Source organism: Streptomyces sp. NPDC107538, assembly GCF_055657445.1.
The window spans coordinates 185661-208068 of the sequence record NZ_JBVKAY010000003.1; the positions used below are offsets into that span (position 1 = coordinate 185661).

The 22408-nt window shown below is 71.5% G+C and carries 19 protein-coding genes; 13 read left to right on the top strand and 6 right to left on the bottom strand.

Going from position 1 to position 22408, the window contains the following annotated elements; genetic code table 11:
• The first annotated feature begins 73 nt into the window (after positions 1 to 73).
• A complete protein-coding gene (locus ACZ7MG_RS11310) occupies positions 74 to 1591 on the top strand; it encodes a 3-hydroxyacyl-CoA dehydrogenase (protein WP_471382470.1) in 1518 nt (505 codons plus the stop codon).
• Positions 1588 to 2178 carry a TetR/AcrR family transcriptional regulator gene (locus ACZ7MG_RS11315; protein WP_471382468.1) on the top strand — a complete coding sequence of 197 codons (591 nt, stop codon included), beginning with the start codon at positions 1588 to 1590 and terminating at the stop codon, positions 2176 to 2178. Before ACZ7MG_RS11310 ends, ACZ7MG_RS11315 begins: the two co-directional genes overlap by 4 nt.
• Before the next feature lie 65 nt (positions 2179 to 2243).
• On the opposite strand, the gene ACZ7MG_RS11320 is transcribed toward ACZ7MG_RS11315, so the two are convergent.
• Positions 2244 to 2729, bottom strand: coding sequence for an Lrp/AsnC family transcriptional regulator (locus ACZ7MG_RS11320; protein WP_013002201.1), 486 nt, complete (start codon positions 2727 to 2729; stop codon positions 2244 to 2246).
• Between the two features lie 189 nt (positions 2730 to 2918).
• On the opposite strand from ACZ7MG_RS11320, the gene pdhA (ACZ7MG_RS11325) reads away from it, so the two are divergent.
• The 6 genes from pdhA (ACZ7MG_RS11325) (at position 2919) to ACZ7MG_RS11350 (ending at position 10089) form a co-directional block, all read left to right on the top strand.
• Positions 2919 to 4055 carry a pyruvate dehydrogenase (acetyl-transferring) E1 component subunit alpha gene (pdhA, locus tag ACZ7MG_RS11325; protein ID WP_471382467.1) on the top strand — a complete coding sequence of 379 codons (1137 nt, stop codon included), beginning with the start codon at positions 2919 to 2921 and terminating at the stop codon, positions 4053 to 4055.
• Positions 4052 to 5056 carry an alpha-ketoacid dehydrogenase subunit beta gene (locus tag ACZ7MG_RS11330; RefSeq protein ID WP_471382466.1) on the top strand — a complete coding sequence of 335 codons (1005 nt, stop codon included), beginning with the start codon at positions 4052 to 4054 and terminating at the stop codon, positions 5054 to 5056. The genes pdhA (ACZ7MG_RS11325) and ACZ7MG_RS11330 overlap by 4 nt, the downstream gene beginning before the upstream one ends.
• Positions 5056 to 6456 (top strand): dihydrolipoamide acetyltransferase family protein, encoded by a 1401-nt coding sequence (locus ACZ7MG_RS11335; RefSeq protein ID WP_471382465.1) that lies wholly within the window; start codon positions 5056 to 5058, stop codon positions 6454 to 6456. Before ACZ7MG_RS11330 ends, ACZ7MG_RS11335 begins: the two co-directional genes overlap by 1 nt.
• An 81-nt stretch (positions 6457 to 6537) precedes the next feature.
• Positions 6538 to 7509, top strand: coding sequence for an NTP transferase domain-containing protein (locus ACZ7MG_RS11340; protein ID WP_471382463.1), 972 nt, complete (start codon positions 6538 to 6540; stop codon positions 7507 to 7509).
• Complete coding sequence (locus ACZ7MG_RS11345; RefSeq protein WP_471382461.1) at positions 7506 to 8885, top strand: molybdopterin molybdotransferase MoeA; 1380 nt, start codon at positions 7506 to 7508, stop codon at positions 8883 to 8885. The genes ACZ7MG_RS11340 and ACZ7MG_RS11345 overlap by 4 nt, the downstream gene beginning before the upstream one ends.
• Before the next feature lie 112 nt (positions 8886 to 8997).
• A complete protein-coding gene (locus tag ACZ7MG_RS11350) occupies positions 8998 to 10089 on the top strand; it encodes a potassium channel family protein (RefSeq protein WP_471382460.1) in 1092 nt (363 codons plus the stop codon).
• 83 nt (positions 10090 to 10172) lie between these two features.
• On the opposite strand, the gene ACZ7MG_RS11355 is transcribed toward ACZ7MG_RS11350, so the two are convergent.
• Entirely contained in the window at positions 10173 to 11021 is an 849-nt protein-coding gene (locus tag ACZ7MG_RS11355; RefSeq protein WP_471382458.1) for an ABC transporter permease, read from the bottom strand.
• A complete protein-coding gene (locus tag ACZ7MG_RS11360) occupies positions 11018 to 12049 on the bottom strand; it encodes an ATP-binding cassette domain-containing protein (protein ID WP_471382457.1) in 1032 nt (343 codons plus the stop codon). Before ACZ7MG_RS11360 ends, ACZ7MG_RS11355 begins: the two co-directional genes overlap by 4 nt.
• Positions 12050 to 12405: 356 nt before the next feature.
• Here ACZ7MG_RS11360 and ACZ7MG_RS11365 point away from each other — a divergent pair, with 356 nt between their 5' ends.
• Positions 12406 to 13386, top strand: coding sequence for an NAD(P)H-quinone oxidoreductase (locus ACZ7MG_RS11365; RefSeq protein WP_471382455.1), 981 nt, complete (start codon positions 12406 to 12408; stop codon positions 13384 to 13386).
• Positions 13387 to 13475: 89 nt separating this feature from the next.
• On the opposite strand, the gene ACZ7MG_RS11370 is transcribed toward ACZ7MG_RS11365, so the two are convergent.
• Positions 13476 to 13910, bottom strand: coding sequence for a hypothetical protein (locus tag ACZ7MG_RS11370; protein WP_471382453.1), 435 nt, complete (start codon positions 13908 to 13910; stop codon positions 13476 to 13478).
• A 194-nt stretch (positions 13911 to 14104) separates the two neighbouring features.
• Between ACZ7MG_RS11370 and ACZ7MG_RS11375 the strand changes: the two genes are divergently transcribed.
• Complete coding sequence (locus ACZ7MG_RS11375; protein WP_471382452.1) at positions 14105 to 14647, top strand: bacterial proteasome activator family protein; 543 nt, start codon at positions 14105 to 14107, stop codon at positions 14645 to 14647.
• 154 nt (positions 14648 to 14801) lie between these two features.
• Here the strand turns inward: ACZ7MG_RS11375 and ACZ7MG_RS11380 are convergent, their stop codons facing one another.
• A complete protein-coding gene (locus ACZ7MG_RS11380) occupies positions 14802 to 16457 on the bottom strand; it encodes a protein kinase domain-containing protein (RefSeq protein ID WP_471382451.1) in 1656 nt (551 codons plus the stop codon).
• 390 nt (positions 16458 to 16847) lie between these two features.
• Between ACZ7MG_RS11380 and ACZ7MG_RS11385 the strand changes: the two genes are divergently transcribed.
• Positions 16848 to 18419, top strand: coding sequence for a protein kinase domain-containing protein (locus ACZ7MG_RS11385; RefSeq protein ID WP_471382449.1), 1572 nt, complete (start codon positions 16848 to 16850; stop codon positions 18417 to 18419).
• An 89-nt stretch (positions 18420 to 18508) separates the two neighbouring features.
• Here the strand turns inward: ACZ7MG_RS11385 and ACZ7MG_RS11390 are convergent, their stop codons facing one another.
• A complete protein-coding gene (locus ACZ7MG_RS11390) occupies positions 18509 to 19639 on the bottom strand; it encodes a phosphotransferase (RefSeq protein ID WP_471946128.1) in 1131 nt (376 codons plus the stop codon).
• Between the two features lie 526 nt (positions 19640 to 20165).
• Between ACZ7MG_RS11390 and pdhA (ACZ7MG_RS11395) the strand changes: the two genes are divergently transcribed.
• A complete protein-coding gene (pdhA, locus tag ACZ7MG_RS11395) occupies positions 20166 to 21389 on the top strand; it encodes a pyruvate dehydrogenase (acetyl-transferring) E1 component subunit alpha (protein ID WP_471382446.1) in 1224 nt (407 codons plus the stop codon).
• Positions 21386 to 22402 carry an alpha-ketoacid dehydrogenase subunit beta gene (locus ACZ7MG_RS11400; RefSeq protein ID WP_471382444.1) on the top strand — a complete coding sequence of 339 codons (1017 nt, stop codon included), beginning with the start codon at positions 21386 to 21388 and terminating at the stop codon, positions 22400 to 22402. Before pdhA (ACZ7MG_RS11395) ends, ACZ7MG_RS11400 begins: the two co-directional genes overlap by 4 nt.
• Positions 22403 to 22408: the final 6 nt, after the last annotated feature.

Below are 22408 nucleotides of genomic sequence, written 5' to 3' on the forward strand. Positions count from 1 at the left end.
GTAACCGAACGATCGGTCGGGACAAGGGGGTCCGCCGCATCTGTGGACAACCCCGTGCGGGAGGATCGCGCACATGACAGGACTCGACCTCAGCAGCCCCGTGGCCGTCGTCGGCACCGGCACCATGGGTCAGGGCATCGCCCAGGTCGCGCTGGTCGCGGGCCACCCCGTACGACTGTTCGACTCCGTCGCGGGTCGTGCGCGGGAGGCCGCCGAGGCCATCGGTGCCCGGCTCGACCGGCTCGTCGCCAAGGACCGGATGACCGGCGCCGACCGGGACGCCGCGCGCGCCCGGCTGCACCCCGCCGAGCGCCTCACCGACCTCGCGGACTGCGGTCTGGTCGTCGAGGCGGTCCTGGAGCGGCTGGACGTCAAACAGGAGCTGTTCCGCGCGCTGGAGGAGGTGGTCGGCGAGGACTGCCTGCTCGCCACCAACACCTCCTCGCTGTCCGTCACGGCCATCGGCGGCGCCCTGCGCAACCCGGGCCGGCTCGTGGGCCTGCACTTCTTCAACCCCGCGCCGCTGCTGCCCCTCGTCGAGGTCGTCTCCGGGTTCGCCACCGACGTCACCTCGGCCACGCGCGCGTACGAGACGGCCGGCGCCTGGGGCAAGACGCCGGTCGCCTGCGCCGACACCCCCGGGTTCATCGTCAACCGCATCGCACGGCCGTTCTACGCCGAGGCCTTCGCGGTGTACGAGGGGCAGGCCGCCGAGCCCGTCACCATCGACGCGATCCTGCGCGAGTGCGGCGGCTTCCGGATGGGCGCCTTCGAGCTGACCGACCTCATCGGGCAGGACGTCAACGAATCGGTCACCCACTCCGTGTGGCAGGCCTTCTTCCAGGACGTGCGCTTCACGCCCTCGCTGGCCCAGCGGCGGCTCGTCGAGTCCGGCCGGCTCGGCCGCAAGACGGGGCAGGGCTGGTACGACTACGCGGACGACGCCGAGCCCGCCGAGCCGCACACCGCCGATCCGGTCCCGGCGCCCGCGTACGTCGTCGTCGAGGGCGACCTCGGCCCCGCGGCCGAACTGCTGACGCTGATCCGGGAGGCGGGCATCTCCGTCCGCGAGGACGAGGAGGACCACGGCACCCGGCTCGTCCTGCCGAGCGGTGGCCAACTGGCCCTCGCCGACGGGCAGACGTCCGTGGAGTTCCGGGACGTCGTCTACTTCGACCTCTCGCTCGACTACGGCAGGGCCACCCGGATCGCGCTGTCCGCCTCCCAGGACACCTCGCCGCAGACCCTCGCCGAGGCCATCGGGCTCTTCCAGGCGCTCGGCAAGGACGTCAGCGTCATCGGGGACGCCCCCGGCATGATCGTCGCCCGCACGGTGGCGCGGATCATCGACCTCGCGCACGACGCCGTCGCCAAGGGCGTGGCCACCAAGGAGGACATCGACACGGCGATGCGCCTGGGTGTCAACTACCCGCTGGGGCCCTTCGAATGGAGCCGCAGACTCGGCCGGAACTGGGCGTACGCCCTCCTGGACGATCTGCACCTGCGCGACCCCTCCGGGCGCTACGCGCCCTCGCTGGCGCTCTACCGCCACGCCTACGCCTCCGACAAGCGGGAGGGCACCTCCTCATGACCACCGCCAAGCGCGACACGTACACCCCGGAGACGCTGCTGTCGGTCGCGGTCCGGGTCTTCAACGACCGCGGCTACGACGGCACCTCCATGGAGCACCTCTCCAAGGCGGCCGGTATCTCCAAGTCGTCGATATACCACCACGTCACGGGCAAGGAGGAGCTGCTGCGCCGGGCCGTCAGCCGGGCGCTGGACGGGCTCTTCGGGATCCTCGACGAGGAACCCGCGCGCGTGGGACGCGCGGTGGAGCGCCTGGAGCACGTGGTGGGGCGCATGGTCGAGGTGCTCATGAACGAACTCCCCTATGTGACCCTGCTGCTGCGGGTGCGCGGCAACACCGACACCGAGCGCTGGGCGCTGGAGCGGCGCCGCGACTTCGACCACCGGGTCGCCGAGCTGCTGAAGGCCGCCGCCGCCGACGGGGACGTCCGCGGCGACGTGGAGGTGCGGCTCGCGACCCGGCTCGTCTTCGGGATGATCAACTCGATCGTGGAGTGGTACCGGCCGGACGGGCGCGGCATGGGCGAGCGGGAAGTGTCCGAAGCGGTGACGCACCTGGTCTTCTCGGGGCTGCGCGCCCAGGGCTGAGCGTCCTTGGAGGGAGCGCGCCCAGGCCTGAGCGCCCTCGGAGGGAGGCGCGCGCCCAGGGCGGCTCACCCCTCCGGTTCCACGTCCTCCTCCTCGAACACCAGCAGTGTCCGGGTGCTGAGCACCTCAGGGATGGCCTGGAGCTTGGTGAGGACGACCTCGCGCAGGGCTCTGTTGTCCGAGGTGTGCACCAGGAGCAGGACGTCGTAGTCGCCGCCCACCAGCGCGATGTGGGCGGCCCCGGACAGCTGGCGCAGCTGGTCGCGGACCGTGCGCCAGGAGTTCTGCACGATCTTGAGGGTGATGTAGGCCGAGGTGCCCTTACCGGCGCGCTCGTGGTTCACGCGCGCCCCGAAGCCACGGATCACGCCGTCCTCGATGAGACGGTTGATACGGGCGTAGGCGTTGGCGCGGGAGACGTGGACGCGTTCGGCGACGGACCGTATCGAGGCGCGGCCGTCCGCCTGCAGCATGCGCAGGATGTCCTGATCTATGGCGTCCAGCGGTCGAGGGGGCGGCAGGGCCGGCCCGTGCTCCGGTGGCTCGGCCATTTGTTCAGGTGCCATGTGCCCCCGCCTCCCTACCATGGACGTACTGCGTTCATTGCAGGCTGTGCAGAACCGTTTGTCCACAGCCTGAGGGTGCCTGTAGCCAAAATGCGTCAACGACCGAACAATCGGTAGGTGAGACGCGTCACAGCCGTGCCGTGTCCCTGAGCCACTCCCACGAGGAGGTGCCGTATGACGGTCATGGAGCAGCGGGGCGCGTACCGCCCGACACCGCCGCCCGCCTGGCAGCCCCGCACGGACCCCGCGCCGCTGCTGCCCGACGCCCTGCCGTACCGCGTGCTCGGCACGGACGCGGCGGCCGACGCCGACCCCGCGCTGCTGCGCCGGCTCTACGCCGAGCTGGTGCGCGGCCGTCGCTACAACACGCAGGCCACGGCCCTGACCAAGCAGGGCAGGCTCGCCGTCTACCCCTCCAGCACCGGCCAGGAGGCCTGCGAGGTCGCCGCCGCGCTCGTCCTCGAAGAGCGTGACTGGCTCTTCCCGAGCTACCGCGACACGCTCGCCGCCGTCGCGCGCGGCCTCGACCCCGTGCAGGCGCTCACGCTGCTGCGCGGCGACTGGCACACCGGCTACGACCCCCACGAGCACCGCGTGGCCCCCCTGTGCACCCCGCTCGCCACCCAGCTCCCGCACGCCGTGGGCCTCGCGCACGCCGCACGCCTCAAGGGCGACGACGTGGTGGCGCTCGCCCTGGTCGGCGACGGCGGCACCAGCGAGGGCGACTTCCACGAGGCGCTCAACTTCGCCGCCGTCTGGCAGGCCCCGGTCGTCTTCCTCGTCCAGAACAACGGCTTCGCGATCTCCGTCCCGCTCGCCAAGCAGACCGCCGCCCCGTCGCTGGCCCACAAGGCCGTCGGCTACGGGATGCCGGGCCGCCTGGTCGACGGCAACGACGCGGCGGCCGTGCACCAGGTGCTCGCCGAAGCCGTGGCCCACGCGCGCGCGGGCGGCGGTCCCACGCTCGTCGAGGCGGTGACGTACCGCATCGACGCCCACACCAACGCCGACGACGCGACCCGCTACCGGGGCGACGCCGAGGTCGAGACCTGGCGCGCGCACGACCCGATCGCGCTCCTGGAGCACGAGCTGACCGAGCGCGGCCTCCTCGACGAGGACGGCGTCCGGGCCGCCCGCGACGCCGCCGAGCAGATGGCGGCCGACCTGCGCGAGCGCATGAACCAGGACCCGGTGCTCGACCCCATGGACCTCTTCGCCCACGTCTACGCCGAACCCACCCCGCAACTGCGCGAGCAGGAGGCCCTGCTGCGGGCCGAGCTGGCGGCGGAGCAAGAAGGGGCGCACCGATGACCACCGTCGCGCTCAAGCCCGCCACCATGGCGCAGGCGCTCACCCGCGCTCTGCGCGACGCCATGACCGCCGACACCACCGTGCACGTCATGGGTGAGGACGTCGGCGCTCTCGGCGGGGTCTTCCGGGTCACCGACGGGCTCGCGAAGGAGTTCGGCGAGGACCGGGTCACCGACACCCCGCTCGCCGAGGCGGGCATCCTCGGCACGGCCGTCGGCATGGCCATGTACGGCCTGCGGCCGGTCGTCGAGATGCAGTTCGACGCGTTCGCCTACCCGGCGTTCGAGCAGCTCATCAGCCATGTCGCCCGGATGCGCAACCGCACGCGCGGGGCGATGCCGCTGCCGATCACCATCCGCGTCCCGTACGGCGGCGGCATCGGCGGCGTCGAGCACCACAGCGACTCCTCCGAGGCGTACTACATGGCGACGCCCGGTCTCCATGTCGTCACCCCCGCCACCGTCGCCGACGCCTATGGACTGCTGCGCGCCGCCATCGCCTCCGACGACCCGGTCGTCTTCCTGGAGCCCAAGCGCCTGTACTGGTCGAAGGACACCTGGAACCCCGAGGAACCGCAGTCCGTCGAGCCGATAGGCCGCGCGGTCGTGCGCCGCACGGGCCGCAGCGCCACCCTCATCACCTACGGTCCGTCCGTGCCCGTCTGTCTGGAGGCCGCCGAGGCGGCCACGGCCGAGGGCTGGGACCTCGAAGTCGTCGACCTGCGCTCCCTGGTGCCCTTCGACGACGAGACCGTCGCCGCGTCGGTACGCCGGACCGGCCGCGCGGTCGTCGTGCACGAGTCCGGCTCCTACGGCGGCCCGGGCGGCGAGATCGCGGCCCGGGTGACCGAGCGCTGCTTCCACCACCTGGAGGCGCCCGTGCTGCGCGTCGCCGGGTTCGACATCCCGTATCCCCCGCCGATGCTGGAGCGGCACCACCTGCCCGGCGTCGACCGGATCCTGGACGCCGTGGGGCGTCTGCAGTGGGAGGCGGAGAACTGATGGCCCAGGTGCTGGAGTTCAAGCTGCCCGACCTCGGTGAGGGGCTGACCGAGGCCGAGATCGTCCGCTGGCTCGTCCAGGTCGGGGACGTCGTCGCGATCGACCAGCCGGTCGTCGAGGTCGAGACGGCCAAGGCCATGGTCGAGGTCCCCTGCCCCTACGGCGGTGTGGTCACCGCCCGCTTCGGCGAGGAGGGCACGGAACTGCCCGTGGGGGCACCGCTGTTGACGGTGGCCGTGGGGGCGCCGGTCGACGACGGTTCCGCCGGGCGCGCGGGCGCGGTCGGAGCCGAGAAGGACGAGGGCTCCGGCAATGTGCTGGTCGGATACGGCACGGGAGCGCCGCCGGCGCGCCGCAGGAGGGTGCGGCCGGGGGAGCCCGCGCGGTCCGTCGTACCGGTGTCCGTTCCCGAGGCTGTTCTGGTGGCTGTCCCCGCGAGGTCGGCCACGGCGGCGGGTCCGGTCCGTGCGGACGGGCCCGTGCCGGTCATCTCCCCGCTCGTCCGCCGCCTCGCCCGCGAGAACGGCCTCGACCTGCGGGAACTGACGGGATCCGGCCCTCAGGGGCTGATCCTGCGGGCGGACGTGGAGCACGCGCTGCGGTCCGCCGCACCCTCGGACCGGGCGCCGTCGGCGGCACAGGAGGCACCGGCGGTACGGCCCGTCGCGGTGCCCGCCGCCCAGCCCGCCCCCGCATCCGTGGCGGCCGGCACCGGCACCCGCGTCCCTCTGCGTGGCGTCCGGGGTGCCGTCGCCGACAAGCTCTCCCGCAGCCGGCGCGAGATCCCCGACGCGACCTGCTGGGTGGACGCCGACGCGACGGAGCTGATGAACGCCCGTACGGCCATGAACGCGGCGAACGGCCCGAAGATCTCCGTCCTCGCGCTGCTCGCCCGGATCTGCACCGCCGCCCTGGCCCGTTTCCCGGAGCTGAACGCGACGGTCGACATGGAGGCCCGCGAGATCGTGCGGCTCGACCATGTCCACCTCGGGTTCGCCGCGCAGACGGAACGGGGACTGGTCGTGCCCGTCGTCCGGGACGCGCACACCAGGAACGCGGAGTCGCTCGGCGCGGAGTTCGCCCGGCTCACCGAGGCGGCCCGGACCGGGACCCTGACACCCGGCCAGCTGACCGGCGGGACCTTCACGCTGAACAACTACGGCGTGTTCGGCGTCGACGGTTCCACGCCGATCATCAACCACCCCGAGGCCGCCATGCTCGGCGTCGGCCGCATCGTCCCCAAGCCCTGGGTGCACCGGGGCGAGCTGGCGGTACGGCAGGTCGTGCAGCTCTCGCTCACCTTCGACCACCGGGTCTGCGACGGCGGCACCGCGGGCGGCTTCCTGCGGTACGTGGCGGACTGCGTCGAACAGCCGGCGGTGCTCCTGCGCACGCTCTGATCACCGGCTCCGCCCGACCGGGCCGTGATTGCGGCGCCTCCCCGCGTTCCCTGTGATCGCCGGGGCACGCATACTCGGAGGGTGACCGCGTACGAGCCCCCGGGCGGCCCCGGTACCGAGGCGTTCGACGCCGTCGTGCTCGCCGGAGGTGCCGCCCGGCGGCTCGGCGGCGCCGACAAACCCGCCGTGCGCGTGGGCGGACGGGCCCTGCTCGACCGGGTGCTGACCGCCTGCGCCGGGGCCCGGACGACCGTTGTCGTCGCCGACCCCCGGCCCACCGCGCGGCCCGTGCTGTGGGCCCGCGAGGACCCGCCGGGCGGCGGCCCCCTGGCCGCGCTCGGCGCCGGGCTCCGGCACACCACCGCGCCGTACGTCCTCGTCCTCTCCGCCGACCTGCCGTTCCTGGACGAGGAGACGGTACGGCGGCTGCTCGACGCCCTCGCGGACGGCGCGAGCCCCACAGCCGGCGCGAGCCCCGCCGACGGCGTCCTGATCACCGACCCCGACGGCCGTGACCAGCCCCTCGTGGCCGCCTACCGCGCCGAGGCCCTGCGCTGTGAGCTGGCGCGGCTCGCCGCCGGGCACGACGGACTCACCGGGCTCCCCCTGCGACGGCTGACCGCCGCCCTGCGCCTCACCCGCATCACCGACCCCGTCGCGTCCTTCGACTGCGACACCTGGGACGACATCGCCGCCGCCCGCGCACGGATCAGGGAGCATGGCCACGTGTTGGATGAATGGATTTCCGCAGTCAAGGACGAGCTGGGGATCGACCTCGACGTCGACATCACCGAGCTGCTCGACCTCGCCCGTGACGCCGCCCACAGCGTGGCCCGGCCCGCCGCTCCGCTGACCACGTTCCTCGTCGGCTACGCCGCCGCCAAGGCCGGTGGCGGCCCGGAGGCGGTCACCGAGGCGGCCCGCAAGGCGTCCGCCCTGGCCCTTCGCTGGGCCGACGAGAACACCCCCGGCGCCGAGCCGGACGCCGAGCCGAACCAGGGGCCCGACGCCGGTCCCGGTCCCGGCCAGGACACCGGCCCGGCCACCGGATGACCGCCCAGGAGGCCGAGGAGTTCGACGTGGAGGAGGCGCTGGCCGTGGCCAACGACAGGCCCGCCCGGGGCCCGGGCGAACCCCGCTCCTCCCACGAGACCCCCACGGCGGCTCGGACCGACGCGCACGGCGCCAAGGACGACACCGCGCACGGGGCCAAGGACGACACCCGCCACAGGGCCACCTCCTGGCCCGAGGCACGGGCCGTCGCCGAACGGACCGCCCGCTCCGCCGGCCGCCGGGCCCCCGTGTCGGTCACCGTCGACAAGGCCCTCGGCCTCGTCCTCGCCGCCCCCCTCGCCGCCCTCACCGACCTCCCCTCCTTCGACACCTCCGCGATGGACGGCTGGGCGGTCGCCGGCCCCGGCCCCTGGGACGTACGGGAGGACGGTGTGCTGGCCGGGCACGCCGACGCCGAGCGGCTCACGGACGGGGAGGCGGTCCGGATCGCCACCGGTGCCCGCGTCCCGCTCGACACGACCGCCGTCCTGCGCAGCGAACACGGCCGCACCGACGACAAGGGACGGCTGCACCCGACCCGCGACCTGGCCCACGGGCAGGACATCCGCCCACGGGGCCAGGAGTGCCGCGTCGGCGACCACCTGCTCCCGCTCGGCACGCAGATCACCCCGGCCGCGCTCGGGCTCGCCGCGGCGGCCGGGTACGACACGGTGAGCGTGCTCCCCCGCCCGCGTGTCGAACTGCTCGTCCTGGGCGACGAACTGCTCACCGAGGGGCTCCCGCGCGAGGGCCTGATCCGGGACGCCCTCGGCCCGATGCTGCCGTCCTGGCTCCGGGCACTAGGCGCCGAGGTCACCGCCGTACGCCGTATCGGGGACGACGCGGACGCCCTGTACCGGGCCGTGAAGAAGTCCACCGCCGATCTCCTCGTGACCACGGGGGGCACGGCTGCGGGGCCCGTGGATCACGTGCACCCCATCCTGCGCCGCGTCGGGGCCGAACTCCTCGTCGACGGGGTGAAGGTGCGTCCGGGCCACCCCATGCTGCTGGCCCGCATCAGACAGGACCAGCACCTCGTCGGGCTGCCCGGTAACCCCCTGGCCGCGGTGTCCGGGCTGTTCACCCTCGCCGAGCCCCTTCTGCGGACCCTCGCCGGGCGGGCCGCTCCGGAGCCGTACGCGATGCCTCTGCGGGAAGGGGTGCACGGGCACCCGTACGACACCCGGCTCGTTCCCGTGGCTCTGCGCGGGGACGACGCCGTGCCGTTGCACTACAACGGTCCCGCTATGCTCCGCGGCATCGCCACGGCCGATGCCCTGGCCGTCGTACCGCCCGGTGGTGCGCGTCCTGGGCAGGAGCTGGAACTGCTCGACCTGCCCTGGGCGACCGCGGGGATTCAGGTGTGTTTCACGTGAAACATCCAGATGGCCGACTGGGTGTGCGGCCGGCGATGTTTCACGTGAAACAGCGGGTGGAGGGGGGCGGAGTGCAGCCAGGGGATGTACGCCGAAACGGGGAGTGTTTCACGTGAAACTGCCGGGCCAGGACGCGATCGCCCGCAACGCGGACGAGCGTCATGTGACCCACCAGGTGAAGCTGCCGAAACAGGAGGTGGAGCGGCCGATCCGCCAGGTCGGCAAACGGCTGGCGATGGCCATGTTCGTGCTGTTCGCGACCGCGTTCATCGTCTACGCCGACAGCGACGGGTACAACGACAACTCCGACGGTTCCGTGGACCTGTTGGACGCGTTCTACTACGCGACGGTCACCCTCTCGACCACCGGCTACGGCGACATCACCCCGGTCAGCGATGCTGCCCGGTTCACCAACATCTTCGTGATCACGCCGCTGCGTGTGCTGTTCCTGATCATCTTGGTCGGAACCACGCTGGAGGTTCTCACGGAGCGCACACGTGAGGAATGGCGACACAACCGCTGGAGGGCGGCCTTGAGGGAGCACACCGTTGTGGTCGGCTGGGGGACGAAGGGGAGGTCGGCGGTCCAGACTGTCTGTGCGACGGGCCTGAAGAAGGAGCAGGTCGTCGTCGTGGACCCCAGCTCGAAGGCCATCGAGGCGGCGACGGCCGAGGGGTACACGGGGGTCATCGGGGATGCGACCCGCAGTGATGTGCTGCTGCGGGCGGAACTGCAGAAGGCGCGGCAGATCATCATCTCGACCGCGCGGGACGACACCGCCGTCCTGGTGACACTGACCGCGCGCCAGCTCAACCGCCAGGCGAAGATCGTGGCCGCCGTCAGGGAAGAGGAGAACGCGCCGCTGCTGAAGCAGTCCGGGGCGGACGTCGTCATCACGAGCGCCAGCGCGGCCGGACGGCTCCTCGGGCTCTCCGTGCTCAGCCCGGCGGCCGGCATGGTGATGGAGGACCTCATCCAGCAGGGCAGCGGGCTCGACATCGCCGAACGGCCGGTCATAAAGGCCGAGGTGGGGCGCGGTGTGCGGGAGACGGACGACCTGGTGGTCAGCGTGCTGCGCGGACACCGGGTGCTCGGCTACGACGACCCGTCCATCGGGGAACTCCAGCTGACGGACCGGCTCATCACCATCGTCCGGGCCACCCCGAGCACGAAGATCGTTTCCGAGACCAAGCACCTGCCGTAGGGGAAACGACCACGCATCCGCTGTAACGGCGAGAGGGTGGCCCCGGGGTTCCGTACCCCGGAGCCACCCTCTCGTGCGATCGCCTACTTGCGGTTGTACAGCCGCATCGTGATCGGTCCGAAGACCAGCACGAACAGGGCGGACCAGCCCAGCGTCCAGGCGATCTCCGCCGCCGGCCACTCGCCCGCCATCAACTCGCGGACCGCCGAGGCCAGATGGGTGACCGGGCTGTTGTTCACGAAGGCCTGGAGCCAGCCCGGCATGGTGCTCGGGTCGACGAAGACGTTGGACAGGAAGGTCAGCGGGAAGATCACCATCATGCTGACGCCCATCACGGACTTCTCGGTGCGCAGCATCAGGCCGAACATCGTCCAGATCCACGAGAACGCGAACGAGAAGACGATGAGCAGCGCGACCCCGGCGACCACGCCCACCACGCCGCCGTCCGGGCGGTAGCCGAGGATCATGCCGACGGTGAGCATCACCACGGACGCGATCGCGTACCGCAGGGCGTCGCCCAGCAGATAGCCGACCATCGTCGAGGGCCGCCAGATCGGCAGCGAGCGGAACCGGTCGAAGACACCCTTCTCGATGTCCGTGTTGACCGAGACCCCGGTGTACATGGTGATCATCACGACCGACATCACCAGGATGCCCGGCAGCAGGAACTGGATGTACTCCTCCGGTGAACCGGCCAGCGCACCGCCGAAGAGGTACGTGTACATCAGCACCATCATGATCGGGAAGGCGGTGACGTCGAAGAGCTGCTCCGGCACATGCTTGATCTTGAGCATGGCCCGCCAGCCGAAGGTCAGCGACGCCGACAGGGCGCTGGGCCGCGGCGGTCGTTCCTTGGCGATCAGCAGCGCGGCGAGCGACTCGGCGCTGACGGGGGCGAGTTCCTTGTTCTCGGTGGTGGTCGCGGTGCTCATGCCGCCGCCTCGTCCTTCGTCTCGGGGGCGTCGTCGGCCTTGGCGCCCGATGCCTTGGTGTCGTGTCCGGTGAGGGCGAGGAAGACCTCGTCCAGGCTGGGCTGCCCCAGCGAGAAGTTGTCGACGGTGATCCCGGTGCGGGCCAGCTCGGCGAGGGCTCGGGCGGCGGCCTCGGCGGCCCCCTGCCCGTTGGCGGATCCCGCGCCCACGCGGGCCGTGAGCGCCACCGGATCCGGCTCGCGCTGCACCTCGGCGTCGAGCGCGAGCCGCAGCACCTCCTCGGCCTGCGGTCGCTGGGCCGCGTCGCGCAGCCGCAGATGGACGGAACCGGCGCCGACGGACGCCTTCAGCTCGCCCTTCGTGCCCTCCGCGATCACCTTGCCCTGGTCGATGACCGCGATCCGGGACGCCAGCTGGTCCGCCTCGTCCAGATACTGCGTGGTCAGCAGCACCGTCGTGCCCTGGGCGACCACCGCGCGCACGATGTCCCACACCTGGTTGCGGCTGCGGGGGTCGAGGCCGGTCGTCGGCTCGTCCAGGAACAGCAGGTCGGGTGTGTTCAGGATGGACGCGGCGATGTCGATACGGCGCCGCATGCCGCCCGAGTAGTGCTTGACCTGTTTTCCGGCGGCGTCGCTGAGTCCGAAGGCCTCCAGCAGTTGTTCGGCGCGCTGCCGGGCCGTCCGTTTGTCGTGGCCGAGGAGCCGGGCGAGCAGTACCAGGTTCTCGGTGCCGGTGAGGTCCTCGTCCACGGAGGCGTACTGCCCGGTGAGGCTCACCCGGCCGCGTACCTCGTCGGCCTCCCGCACGATGTCGTGGCCGAAGACGTGCGCCTGACCGCCGTCGGGGCGCAGCAGGGTGGCGAGCATCTTCACCGTGGTCGTCTTGCCGGCGCCGTTCGGGCCGAGGACGCCGTAGACCGTGCCGGCCGGTACGGCCAGGTCGACGCCGTCGACGGCCCTGGTCTCGCCGAAGGTCTTCACCAGACCCGCGGTCTCGATCGCGAGGCCGGACGTCTGTGCACTCATGTCTGGGATTCCTTCCGCGTACGGAGCCCGTGTCCCGGGCCTGTGTCCGGGGCTACGCAGGGGGAGACCACCGGGACCGCCGAAACTCATCGGTCGCCGAGCGGGAAGTCGGATCCGCTTCGACTTCGAGGCGAAGCGGGACGTGGAGAGACCGTGCGGCCGCAGGGTCTCCACGGTCTCTTCGACGGGGATCGATTGCACCTCAATCAGGACCAAGGGCGCAAGGGAATCGGGACCAAAGGCGCAAGGGAATCGGGACCAGGGGCCCGAGGGATCAGGACCGGGGACGCAGGGCCGGGGACGCAGGTCCGTCCGGGCCGGAGTCCCCGTGGATGCCGAGGAGTAGCGTCCCCCTCATGTATGCGATCACGATTCCCGAACCCGGTGGACCCGAGGCCCTGGTGTGGGACGAGGTCCCCGATCCGGTGCCCGGCGAGGGCGACGTGCTCATCGAGGTGGCGGCGAGCGCGGTGAACCGTGCCGATCTGCTGCAGCGCCAGGGCTTCTACGACCCACCGCCCGGCGCCTCCCGCTATCCCGGCCTGGAGTGCTCCGGCCGGATCGCGGAGATCGGGCCCGGTGTGGCCGGGTGGCGCGTCGGCGACGAGGTGTGCGCGCTGCTCTCGGGCGGCGGTTACGCGGAGAAGGTCGTCGTCCCGGCCGGTCAGCTGCTGCCGGTGCCCGCCGGCCTCGACCTCCACCGGGCCGCCGCGCTCCCGGAGGTGACCTGCACGGTCTGGTCGAACGTCTTCATGATCGCCCACCTGCGTCCCGGTGAGACCCTCCTCGTGCACGGCGGCTCCAGCGGTATCGGCACGATGGCCATCCAGCTCGCCAAGGCGGTCGGCGCGCGGGTCGCCGTCACGGCGGGCACGAAGGAGAAGCTCGCCCAGTGCGCCGCCCTGGGCGCGGACATCCTCATCGACTACCGCGAGCAGGACTTCGTCGAGGAGGTCCGGGCCGCCACGGACGGCAGGGGCGCGGACGTCGTCCTCGACAACATGGGCGCCAAGTATCTCGACCGCAACGTCCGGGTCCTCGCCGTCAACGGCCGTCTCGCGATCATCGGGATGCAAGGCGGCATCAAGGGCGAGCTGAACATCGGCGCCCTGCTCGCCAAGCGGGCCGCGATCAGCGCGACCTCGCTGCGCGCGCGTCCGATGGAGGAGAAGAGGGCCATCGTGGCCGCCGTACGCGAGCATGTGTGGCCCCTGATCGACGGCGGTCATGTACGGCCGGTCGTCGACCGCGAGATCCCGATGAGCGACGCGGCCACGGCCCACCGGGTACTGGAGGAGAGCAGCCACATCGGCAAGGTGCTGCTGGTGGTGCCCTGAGGCGCCGGAACGCCGTACGGGTCGGCTGCTCGGCGCGGACTCGGACCTGGTCGGTGCGGACTCGGACCTGGTCGGTGCCGGGTACCGGCTCAGTAGCGTCGGATCCGCAGCCCCACGAAGGCCAGGCCGAGGCCGAGGCCCATCAGGATGAGGCCGCTGCCGAGGGCCATGACCCGCAGCACGGGCTCCTCGGCGGGCGCGGTGCCGGTGCCGGGCGGGACCGGCACCGGGACGGGCAGGGCGGCGTTCTGGGACGGCTCGGGGACGACGGTGGCGTCCGGGCCGTCCGGTGCGGGCCGACTGGGCTCTCCCGGGGGCGGGTAGGCGTCGTCCTCCGGTTCCGTGGGCCCGGCGTCCTGCCGTCCCGGCCGCTCCCGACCCTCGCCCGCGCGGCTGCCGGCCCAGGAGGTCGCGGGGTCGGGCTCGGCCGCGTACCCGGCCGGCACGGTCCCCACCAGGACCGTGAGCAGCCCCGCGGCGAGAACCGGTCCCGCCGCGCGCACCGAACGAAGCCGAGAAGCCACGCCCCAAGACTCACACGCCACCGGCGCGGCGGCATCTCGACTCGTACGGCCCCGCCTGCACCGCCACCCGCCGTAACGCCCCCGCCGGTCGTGAACCGCCGGTCGGAGCGCGAACGGTGGGTACGTAAACGGTGGATCACCCTCCGTGGGGGGCACCAGGGTGGTGAGGTGTACGCGTGCGAGAGAATGGCGGCATGGAGATGCCGAGGAACGAACGGTCGCCCGAACAGCCCCAGATCCTGGTCGTGGGCCAGGACGGAATGGCGGTGGGCGGCGGAGGAGACGAGGACTCCCGCGAGGTCCCGGTGACGGAGATGGTGGAGCAGCCGGCCAAGGTCATGCGCATCGGCAGCATGATCAAGCAGCTCCTCGAAGAGGTGCGGGTCGCCCCCCTCGACGAGGCCAGCAGGGCCCGGCTGAAGGAGATCCACGCCAGCTCGGTCAAGGAACTGGAGGACGGCCTGGCGCCCGAACTGGTCGAGGAGTTGGAGCGGCTCTCCCTGCCCTTCACCGACGAGGTGATCCCGAGCGACGCGGAACTGCGGATCGCGCAGGCCCAGTTGGTCGGCTGGCTCGAAGGCCTCTTCCACGGGATCCAGACGACGCTGTTCGCCCAGCAGATGGCCGCCCGGGCCCAGTTGGAGCAGATGCGCCGCGCGCTGCCGCCCGGCGTCGGCGGCCAGGAGGGCGACGACGACCCGCGCACCCTCGGGCGCTCGGGCGGCCCGTACCTCTAGCCCCCGACCGGCCCGGCGGCACACGGCGGCCTTCGGCGCCCCCTGACCCGCTCACCCCCCACCCACCCATGCAGAAGGGCCCGGCACACGCAGTGCCGGGCCCTACTTATGACTCCTGTGACTCCTAATGACTCCTATGACAAGGAGAGACGCGTCAGGCCGGGTTGCCCGTCGAGACCTTGAGGATGATCGACGGCATGTCCTTGGGGTCGACGTCGTCGTCGGCCGAGGGGTACTGCTCCATGACCGTGCCCTCGCCGTACGTGTTCTCGTCGACCTTCTGGACGTCGTACTCCCAGCCCGCCGCCTGGAAGCACTTCTTCACCGAGTCGATGTTCTTGAAGGTGAAGTCCGGCAGCATGATCTTGTCGGGGTCGTTGTAGGACTCCGTGGGCTCCGTGCACTCGGTCGAGTCGATGACCTTCGACGTGTCCGGGCCCTTGTGTCCCTCGACCACGGTCGGCGAGGGCGACGCGCTCGCGTTGTTGTCGCCGCCCTCGGCGTCGCTGCCGCTGTTCAAGGTGATCGCCGTGATCAGACCGCCGATCGCGAGGACCGACACGACGAGCGCCCCCACGATCACGCCCTTGTTGCTCTTCCCACCCCCGGAACGCCCCGCCGAGAGCGAGGACTGCTGCGGCGAGATGGTGTACGGCGGCGGCGTGGCCGCCCCCTGCTGCGGCGCGTACGCGGCGGTCTGCGGCGGCGTCTGGTAGCCGCCCTGCTGCGGGTAGCCGTAGGACGGGGCGGGCGTCGGGGAGGGCGCGGGCGTCGGCGGGCCGTATCCGCCCGTGGCGGGCGGCTGGTACGGCGTCTGGACGCTGCCCGACTGCGGTGCGCCGGTCTGGTCGATCGGCGGGAAGACCGCGGAGGAGACACCGGCGCCGCTGGACGTCTGCGCGCCCGGCACGATGCTCGGCGCGACGGGCTGGAGCGACGCGGCGACCCGCAGGCACTCGTCCCGCATCGCCTCCGCGCTCGGGAACCGCTCGTTCGGGTTCTTCTTCAGCGCCCGGGCGATGATCGCGTCCACGGCCGGCGGCAGGGAACGGTTGATCGAGGAGGGAGCGACCGGCTCCTCCTGGACATGCGCGTAGGCGATGGCCAGGGGCGAGTCCGCCTCGAACGGCAGCCGCCCGGTGGTCAGCTGGAACAGCATGATGCCGACCGAGTACAGGTCGGAGCGCGCGTCCACACCGCGGCCGAGGGCCTGCTCGGGCGACAGGTACTGCGGGGTGCCGACGACCATGCCGGTCTGGGTCATCGAGGTGACGCCCGACTGCATGGCGCGGGCGATGCCGAAGTCCATGACCTTGACGACGTTGCGCTTGGTCATCATCACGTTGCCCGGCTTGATGTCCCGGTGGACCAGGCCCATCTCGTGGCTGATCTCCAGCGCCGCCAGCACATCCGCGGTGATCTTCAGCGCCTTGTCGGCGGGCATCGCGCCGATCTGGGCGACGTCCGCGTCGAGCACCGAGCCGAGCGGCTTGCCCTCGATGTACTCCATGACGATGTACGGCGTCGTCATGCCGTCCATCTCGTCCTCGCCGGTGTCGAAGACCGAGACGATGTTGGTGTGGGTGAGCTTCGCCACGGCCTGCGCCTCGCGGCGGAAGCGCTCACGGAAGGCCTGTTCGCGGCCCAGCTCGGTGTGGAGTGTCTTGATCGCGACCTGGCGGTCGAGCACCGAGTCGTACGCGAGGTGGACGGAGGCCATACCGCCCTCGCCGAGCAGGTCCCGCAGTTGATACCGGCCACCGGCTAGCGACCGCCCCGCGTACCGGCCCTGTGCGGCGTCCTGGCTCATCTTCCTGCGTCCCCCATCGGCGCGCGCGAAAGCAGCTGGCGTGGCTCCCGCGATCGGTGATCCCTGATGATGCTGGTGATCCTTTGTGCTATTCCCGGCCAAGTCTGCCCGAGGGCACTGACACGTCAAGCGCGGTGCCCGATCCGTGACCGTACGCGAAAGAAGCGTCGCGGAAGCGTTACAGGGGGCGTACGCCCGGTACACAGAACTTGCACGAGTGCGCGCGCTGCGGGTTTCATGGCCGATCAACCTTTGAATCCACCTTGAATCCGTCGTGAACCCGTCGCGCATCCAACCCGGACCGGCCACTTGCGTGAAGGCTGTAGCGTGGCCGACGGAGACCGTAACAAGTACCGCGCGGACCGCGGGCAGAAACGACGGCGAGGACTGATGGCACAGCAGCAGCGCTCTCAGGGCCCGTCCGACCCCGAGGCGACTGGCGGCGGCATGTCGGACGCGCCGGAGTTGTGGGGCAACGGCGGGCTTGTCGGTGACGGTCGGTACCGGATGACCCACAGACTGGGCCGGGGCGGCATGGCCGAGGTGTTCGCGGCCGAGGACGTACGTCTCGGCCGGACGGTCGCGGTCAAACTGCTCCGCTCCGACCTGGCCGAGGACCCCATCTCCAAGGCCCGCTTCACTCGTGAGGCCCAGGCCGTGGCCGGCCTCAACCACCACTCGATCGTGGCGGTCTACGACTCCGGTGAGGACATGGTGAACGGCACTCCCGTGCCGTACATCGTCATGGAGCTGGTCGAGGGCCGCACCATCCGTGATCTGCTGATCAACGCGGAGGCGCCCGGCCCCGAGCAGGCCCTGATCATCGTGTCCGGGGTGCTGGAGGCGCTCGCCTACTCCCACCAGCACGGCATCGTGCACCGCGACATCAAGCCGGCGAACGTCATCATCACCCACAACGGGGCCGTGAAGGTGATGGACTTCGGCATCGCGCGCGCCCTGCACGGGGCGTCGACCACGATGACGCAGACCGGCATGGTCATGGGCACGCCCCAGTACCTCTCCCCGGAGCAGGCGCTCGGCAAGGCCGTCGACCACCGCTCCGACCTCTACGCCACCGGCTGCCTGCTCTACGAACTGCTCGCGCTGCGGCCGCCGTTCATCGGCGAGACCCCGCTGTCGGTGGTCTACCAGCACGTCCAGGACATCCCGGTGCCGCCGTCCGACGTCTCGGAGGGCGCGGCGCCGCCGGAGCTGGACGGCCTCGTCATGCGCTCCCTCGCCAAGGAGCCGGACGACCGTTTCCAGACAGCAGAGGAGATGCGCGGCCTCGTCCAGTACGGCCTGCAGATGCTGTACGACCAGGGCGGCCACACCGGCACCTGGAACACCGGGCCCGTCACCGTGCACGAGGGCCGGAACACCCCGCCGGGCGGTATGTCCGGAACCACCGTCATGCCGCATCCCGGCGAGTCGGGCACCTCGCAGATCCCCCAGCCGATCCTGCCCGGGTACGGCGGCGGGGGCCGGGACGACGGCGGTTTCGAGGGGAACGGCAACCGGGGCAGCGGCCGCGGCAAGCTGTGGATCCTCGCCGTCCTCGCGGTGATCGCCATCGCGGCGGGCGTCGCGCTGGCGCTGAACAACAACGACACCGGCACCGGCGGCGGCACCGACACCACCAAGTCCCCGTCCGCCTCGACGTCCAGCAAGGACAAGGACACCAGCGAGTCGCCCAGCGACGAGCCGACCGAGGAGCAGACGGAGGAGAGCACGGGCTCGGGCAGCGACCCCGACTACACGCCGTCGTACCCCCAGTCACCGTCGTTCAGCCAGTCACCCACGAACGAGCCGACGGACGAGCCGACGACGGAGGAGCCCACGACGGAGGAGCCGACGACCGACGAGCCGACGACGGAGGAGCCGACGGCGGATCCGAGCGACGACAGCAGCGGCGGGGACACCGCCGGTCTGCCCGGCGGCATCGGCGACGACGAGGAGTGACTGCGCGAGCGTCGGGCGAGTGATCTCGTGAGCGCAGGAGGGCGGTCCGGTAAGGACCGCCCTCCTGGGCGTTCACCCCTTACACACGGTCACCCCACGAACGCCTCGCGCACCGCGTCGTACTCCCGTGTCCACCACACCACCAGCGCTGAGGCGGCCGGGAACTGCGGATCGGCGCGGGTGTCGCCGCGCTCGTAGTGCCAGCGCAGCATCCAGAAGTCGTTGAGCCGCTCCCACCACACCCGGTGAACGGCGGCCGCGAGTTCGGCCGGGTCGGCGCCCGCGGAACGGCGGTACGCGCGCGCGTAGGACCGCACTCGGGCCAGGTCCAGGGTGCCGACCGGACGGACAAAGAAGATCACCGCGGCCCGGACCGCCTCCTCCGCGCGCGGCTGCACACCGAGCCGGTCCCAGTCGAGGATCGCGGCGGGCACATCGGGGACGTCGTCCCGGTACAGGACGTTGAAGGGGTGGAAGTCCCCGTGCACCCACCCCACCGAACCGCCCCGGGGCGGTCGCCGTCCCACGTGCCGCTCCAGCAGCTCGCGCCGCTCCAGCAGCCGATGCCGGGCGAGCGCGTCGAAGGCGTCGGCCGGCCGGTGGCGCCCTACCCGGTCGAGCAGTTCGTCGACGAGGGCGAAGGTGGCGGCCGGATCCGCGCTCTCGATCCCGGAGTCCGCCACGGCCCCCGGGGTGTCCCTACGGCAAGGGGGCCGCGGCGGGGCGGGGGCCCTGTCCTGAGCCTGCCGCTGGGCGGGAATCAGCCGCCTCCGTACCGGCACGGCCGGCATCACCTGCTCCAGGGACGCGTGGACGACGCCCAGGAGCGCTCCGAGGCGGGCGCACTGCCCGGTGGTCAGTTGACCGCCGTGCCGGTGCCGGCCGTCGATCCACGGGTGCAGGGCGTAGGCGTGGCCGCCGACGACCGCGACCGTGCGCCCGTCGCGCGCGGCCAGCGGTGGGGCCACAGGAACGCCCAGGTCGGCGAGGCGCTGGGTGGCCCGGTGCTGGCGCACGATCGCGGCCGGATCCGCGGTCTCGGGGTCGAAGTGGTGCTTGAGGAAGTACCGGCCGCGGGTGGTGGAGAGCCGGAAGCCGCGGTTGAGGAGCCCCTCGTCGACGGGTTCGCAGGTCAGGGCGGATCCGGCGGCGTACCGCTCCAGCAGGGGGCCCAGAGGGGGCGCGTGAAGCACGGAGGGTGGTACAGATGAGCGCGGCACGCGCCAGATGTTAGGGCACGCGCCACGCCGCTGACCTCGCGCTTGTCACACACAGTCGTTACCGATCGCAGAGTGCGCAGATCCGAACTGCGGCTCGACGCGCAGGCATGCGGACCGGAGAGCGGCAGTTCCTCGACTTCACGGATGGAGCAACTTCACCCACCGATCTCAGGGCCTGCCTCCGGCGAACTCTTCCCGTGGCCGGGGTGACCGGGATAACGTGCCGGTGTTCCGGCCCCCTGCCAGGCTGTAGCCAGTGCTGTGACCAGCAGCTGTTCCCGACGGACCCGACTTACTTGGACCCCCTAGTACCGAATTACTTGGAAATCCAAGGAAAATCGCAGGTCAGTAGGGGTTTCACAGGAATGTGGAGCACTGGGTAACGTGCTTCGTGCAGGGCGCTCGCCGGGGCACCTGTCACGTCTGTTCCCGGCCAAGGGCACCCACCCCGTGCACGGGCACCGGGATCAGGCGAGCCGCACTGGTCCTCGGCAATCCCGGGGGCCGGACCGACGGAGGAGCACACGTGACCGTGGAGAGCACTGCCGCGCGCAAGCCGCGACGCAGCGCCGCAGGCAAGACCGGCACCACCGGCAGCAAGGCGGCCGGCACCACCGGCACCAGGCGCGCCGCTGCGAAGAAGCCGACCGACGCATCGCCCGAACTCGTTCAGCTGCTGACGCCCGAGGGCAAGCGCGTCAAGAACGCCGAGTACGACCCGTTCGTCGCCGACATCACCGCCGACGAGCTGCGTGGCCTGTACCGCGACATGGTGCTGACCCGCCGCTTCGACGCCGAGGCCACCTCCCTGCAGCGCCAGGGCGAGCTGGGCCTGTGGGCCTCGCTGCTCGGCCAGGAGGCCGCCCAGATCGGCTCCGGACGGGCCACCCGCGCCGACGACTACGTCTTCCCGACCTACCGCGAGCACGGCGTCGCCTGGTGCCGCGGCGTCGACCCGACCAATCTGCTCGGCATGTTCCGCGGCGTGAACAACGGCGGCTGGGACCCGAACAGCAACAACTTCCACCTCTACACGATCGTCATCGGCTCCCAGACGCTGCACGCCACCGGCTACGCCATGGGCATCGCCAAGGACGGCGCCGACTCGGCGGTCATCGCCTACTTCGGCGACGGCGCCTCCAGCCAAGGCGACGTCGCGGAGGCCTTCACCTTCTCCGCGGTCTACAACGCGCCGGTCGTGTTCTTCTGCCAGAACAACCAGTGGGCCATCTCGGAGCCCACCGAGAAGCAGACCCGCGTCCCGCTGTACCAGCGCGCCCAGGGCTTCGGCTTCCCGGGCGTCCGCGTCGACGGCAACGACGTACTGGCCTGCCTCGCGGTCACCAAGTGGGCGCTGGAACGGGCCCGCCGGGGCGAGGGCCCCACGCTGGTCGAGGCGTACACCTACCGCATGGGCGCCCACACCACCTCCGACGACCCCACGCGCTACCGCCACGACGACGAGCGGGTGGCCTGGGAGGCCAAGGACCCGATCGCGCGCCTGCGCGCTTTCCTGCAGTCCGAAACGGACACGAACGAGGGATTCTTCGCGGAACTCGAAGCGGAGAGCGAGGCGTTGGGAAGGCGAGTGCGCGAAGTGGTGCGTGCCATGCCCGACCCGGACCACTTCGCCATCTTCGAGAACGCGTACGCGGACGGACACGCGCTCGTGGACGAGGAGCGCGCCCAGTTCGCCGCGTACCAGGCGTCGTTCGCCGATGTGGACGAAGAGGAGGGCGAGGAGCGATGACCACACAGACAGCCGCGCAGACGGCCGGGCAGCCGGGCGTGAAGAGCATGGCGATCGCCAAGGCGATCAACGAATCGCTGCGCAGGGCCCTCGAAGCCGACCCCAAGGTCCTCGTCATGGGCGAGGACGTCGGCAAGCTCGGCGGTGTGTTCCGGGTGACGGACGGCCTGCAGAAGGACTTCGGCGAGGACCGGGTGATCGACACCCCGCTCGCCGAGTCCGGCATCGTCGGCACCGCCATCGGTCTCGCCCTGCGGGGCTACCGTCCGGTGGTCGAGATCCAGTTCGACGGCTTCGTCTTCCCCGCGTACGACCAGATCGTCACCCAGCTCGCCAAGATGCACGCGCGCTCGCTGGGCAAGGTCAAGCTCCCCGTCGTCGTCCGCATCCCCTACGGCGGCGGCATCGGCGCGGTCGAGCACCACTCCGAGTCCCCGGAGGCGCTCTTCGCGCACGTGGCGGGCCTGAAGGTGGTCTCGCCGTCGAACGCGTCGGACGCCTACTGGATGATGCAGCAGGCGATCCAGAGCGACGACCCGGTGATCTTCTTCGAGCCCAAGCGGCGCTACTGGGACAAGGCCGAGGTCAACGCCGAGGCCATCCCCGGCCCGCTGCACAAGGCCCGTGTCGTCCGTGAGGGCACCGATCTGACGCTCGCCGCGTACGGCCCGATGGTGAAGCTCTGCCAGGAGGTCGCCGACGCGGCCGCCGAGGAGGGCCGCGCCCTGGAGGTCCTGGACCTGCGCTCGGTGTCCCCGCTGGACTTCGACTCGATCCAGGCGTCCGTGGAGCGCACGCGCCGGCTGATCGTGGTCCACGAGGCCCCGGTGTTCTTCGGCTCGGGCGCGGAGATCGCCGCCCGCATCACCGAGCGGTGCTTCTACCACCTGGAGGCCCCGGTCCTGCGCGTCGGCGGATACCACGCCCCGTATCCGCCGGCCCGTCTGGAGGAGGAGTACCTGCCGAATCTGGACCGGGTGCTCGACGCCGTCGACCGCTCGCTGGCGTTCTGAGGGAGA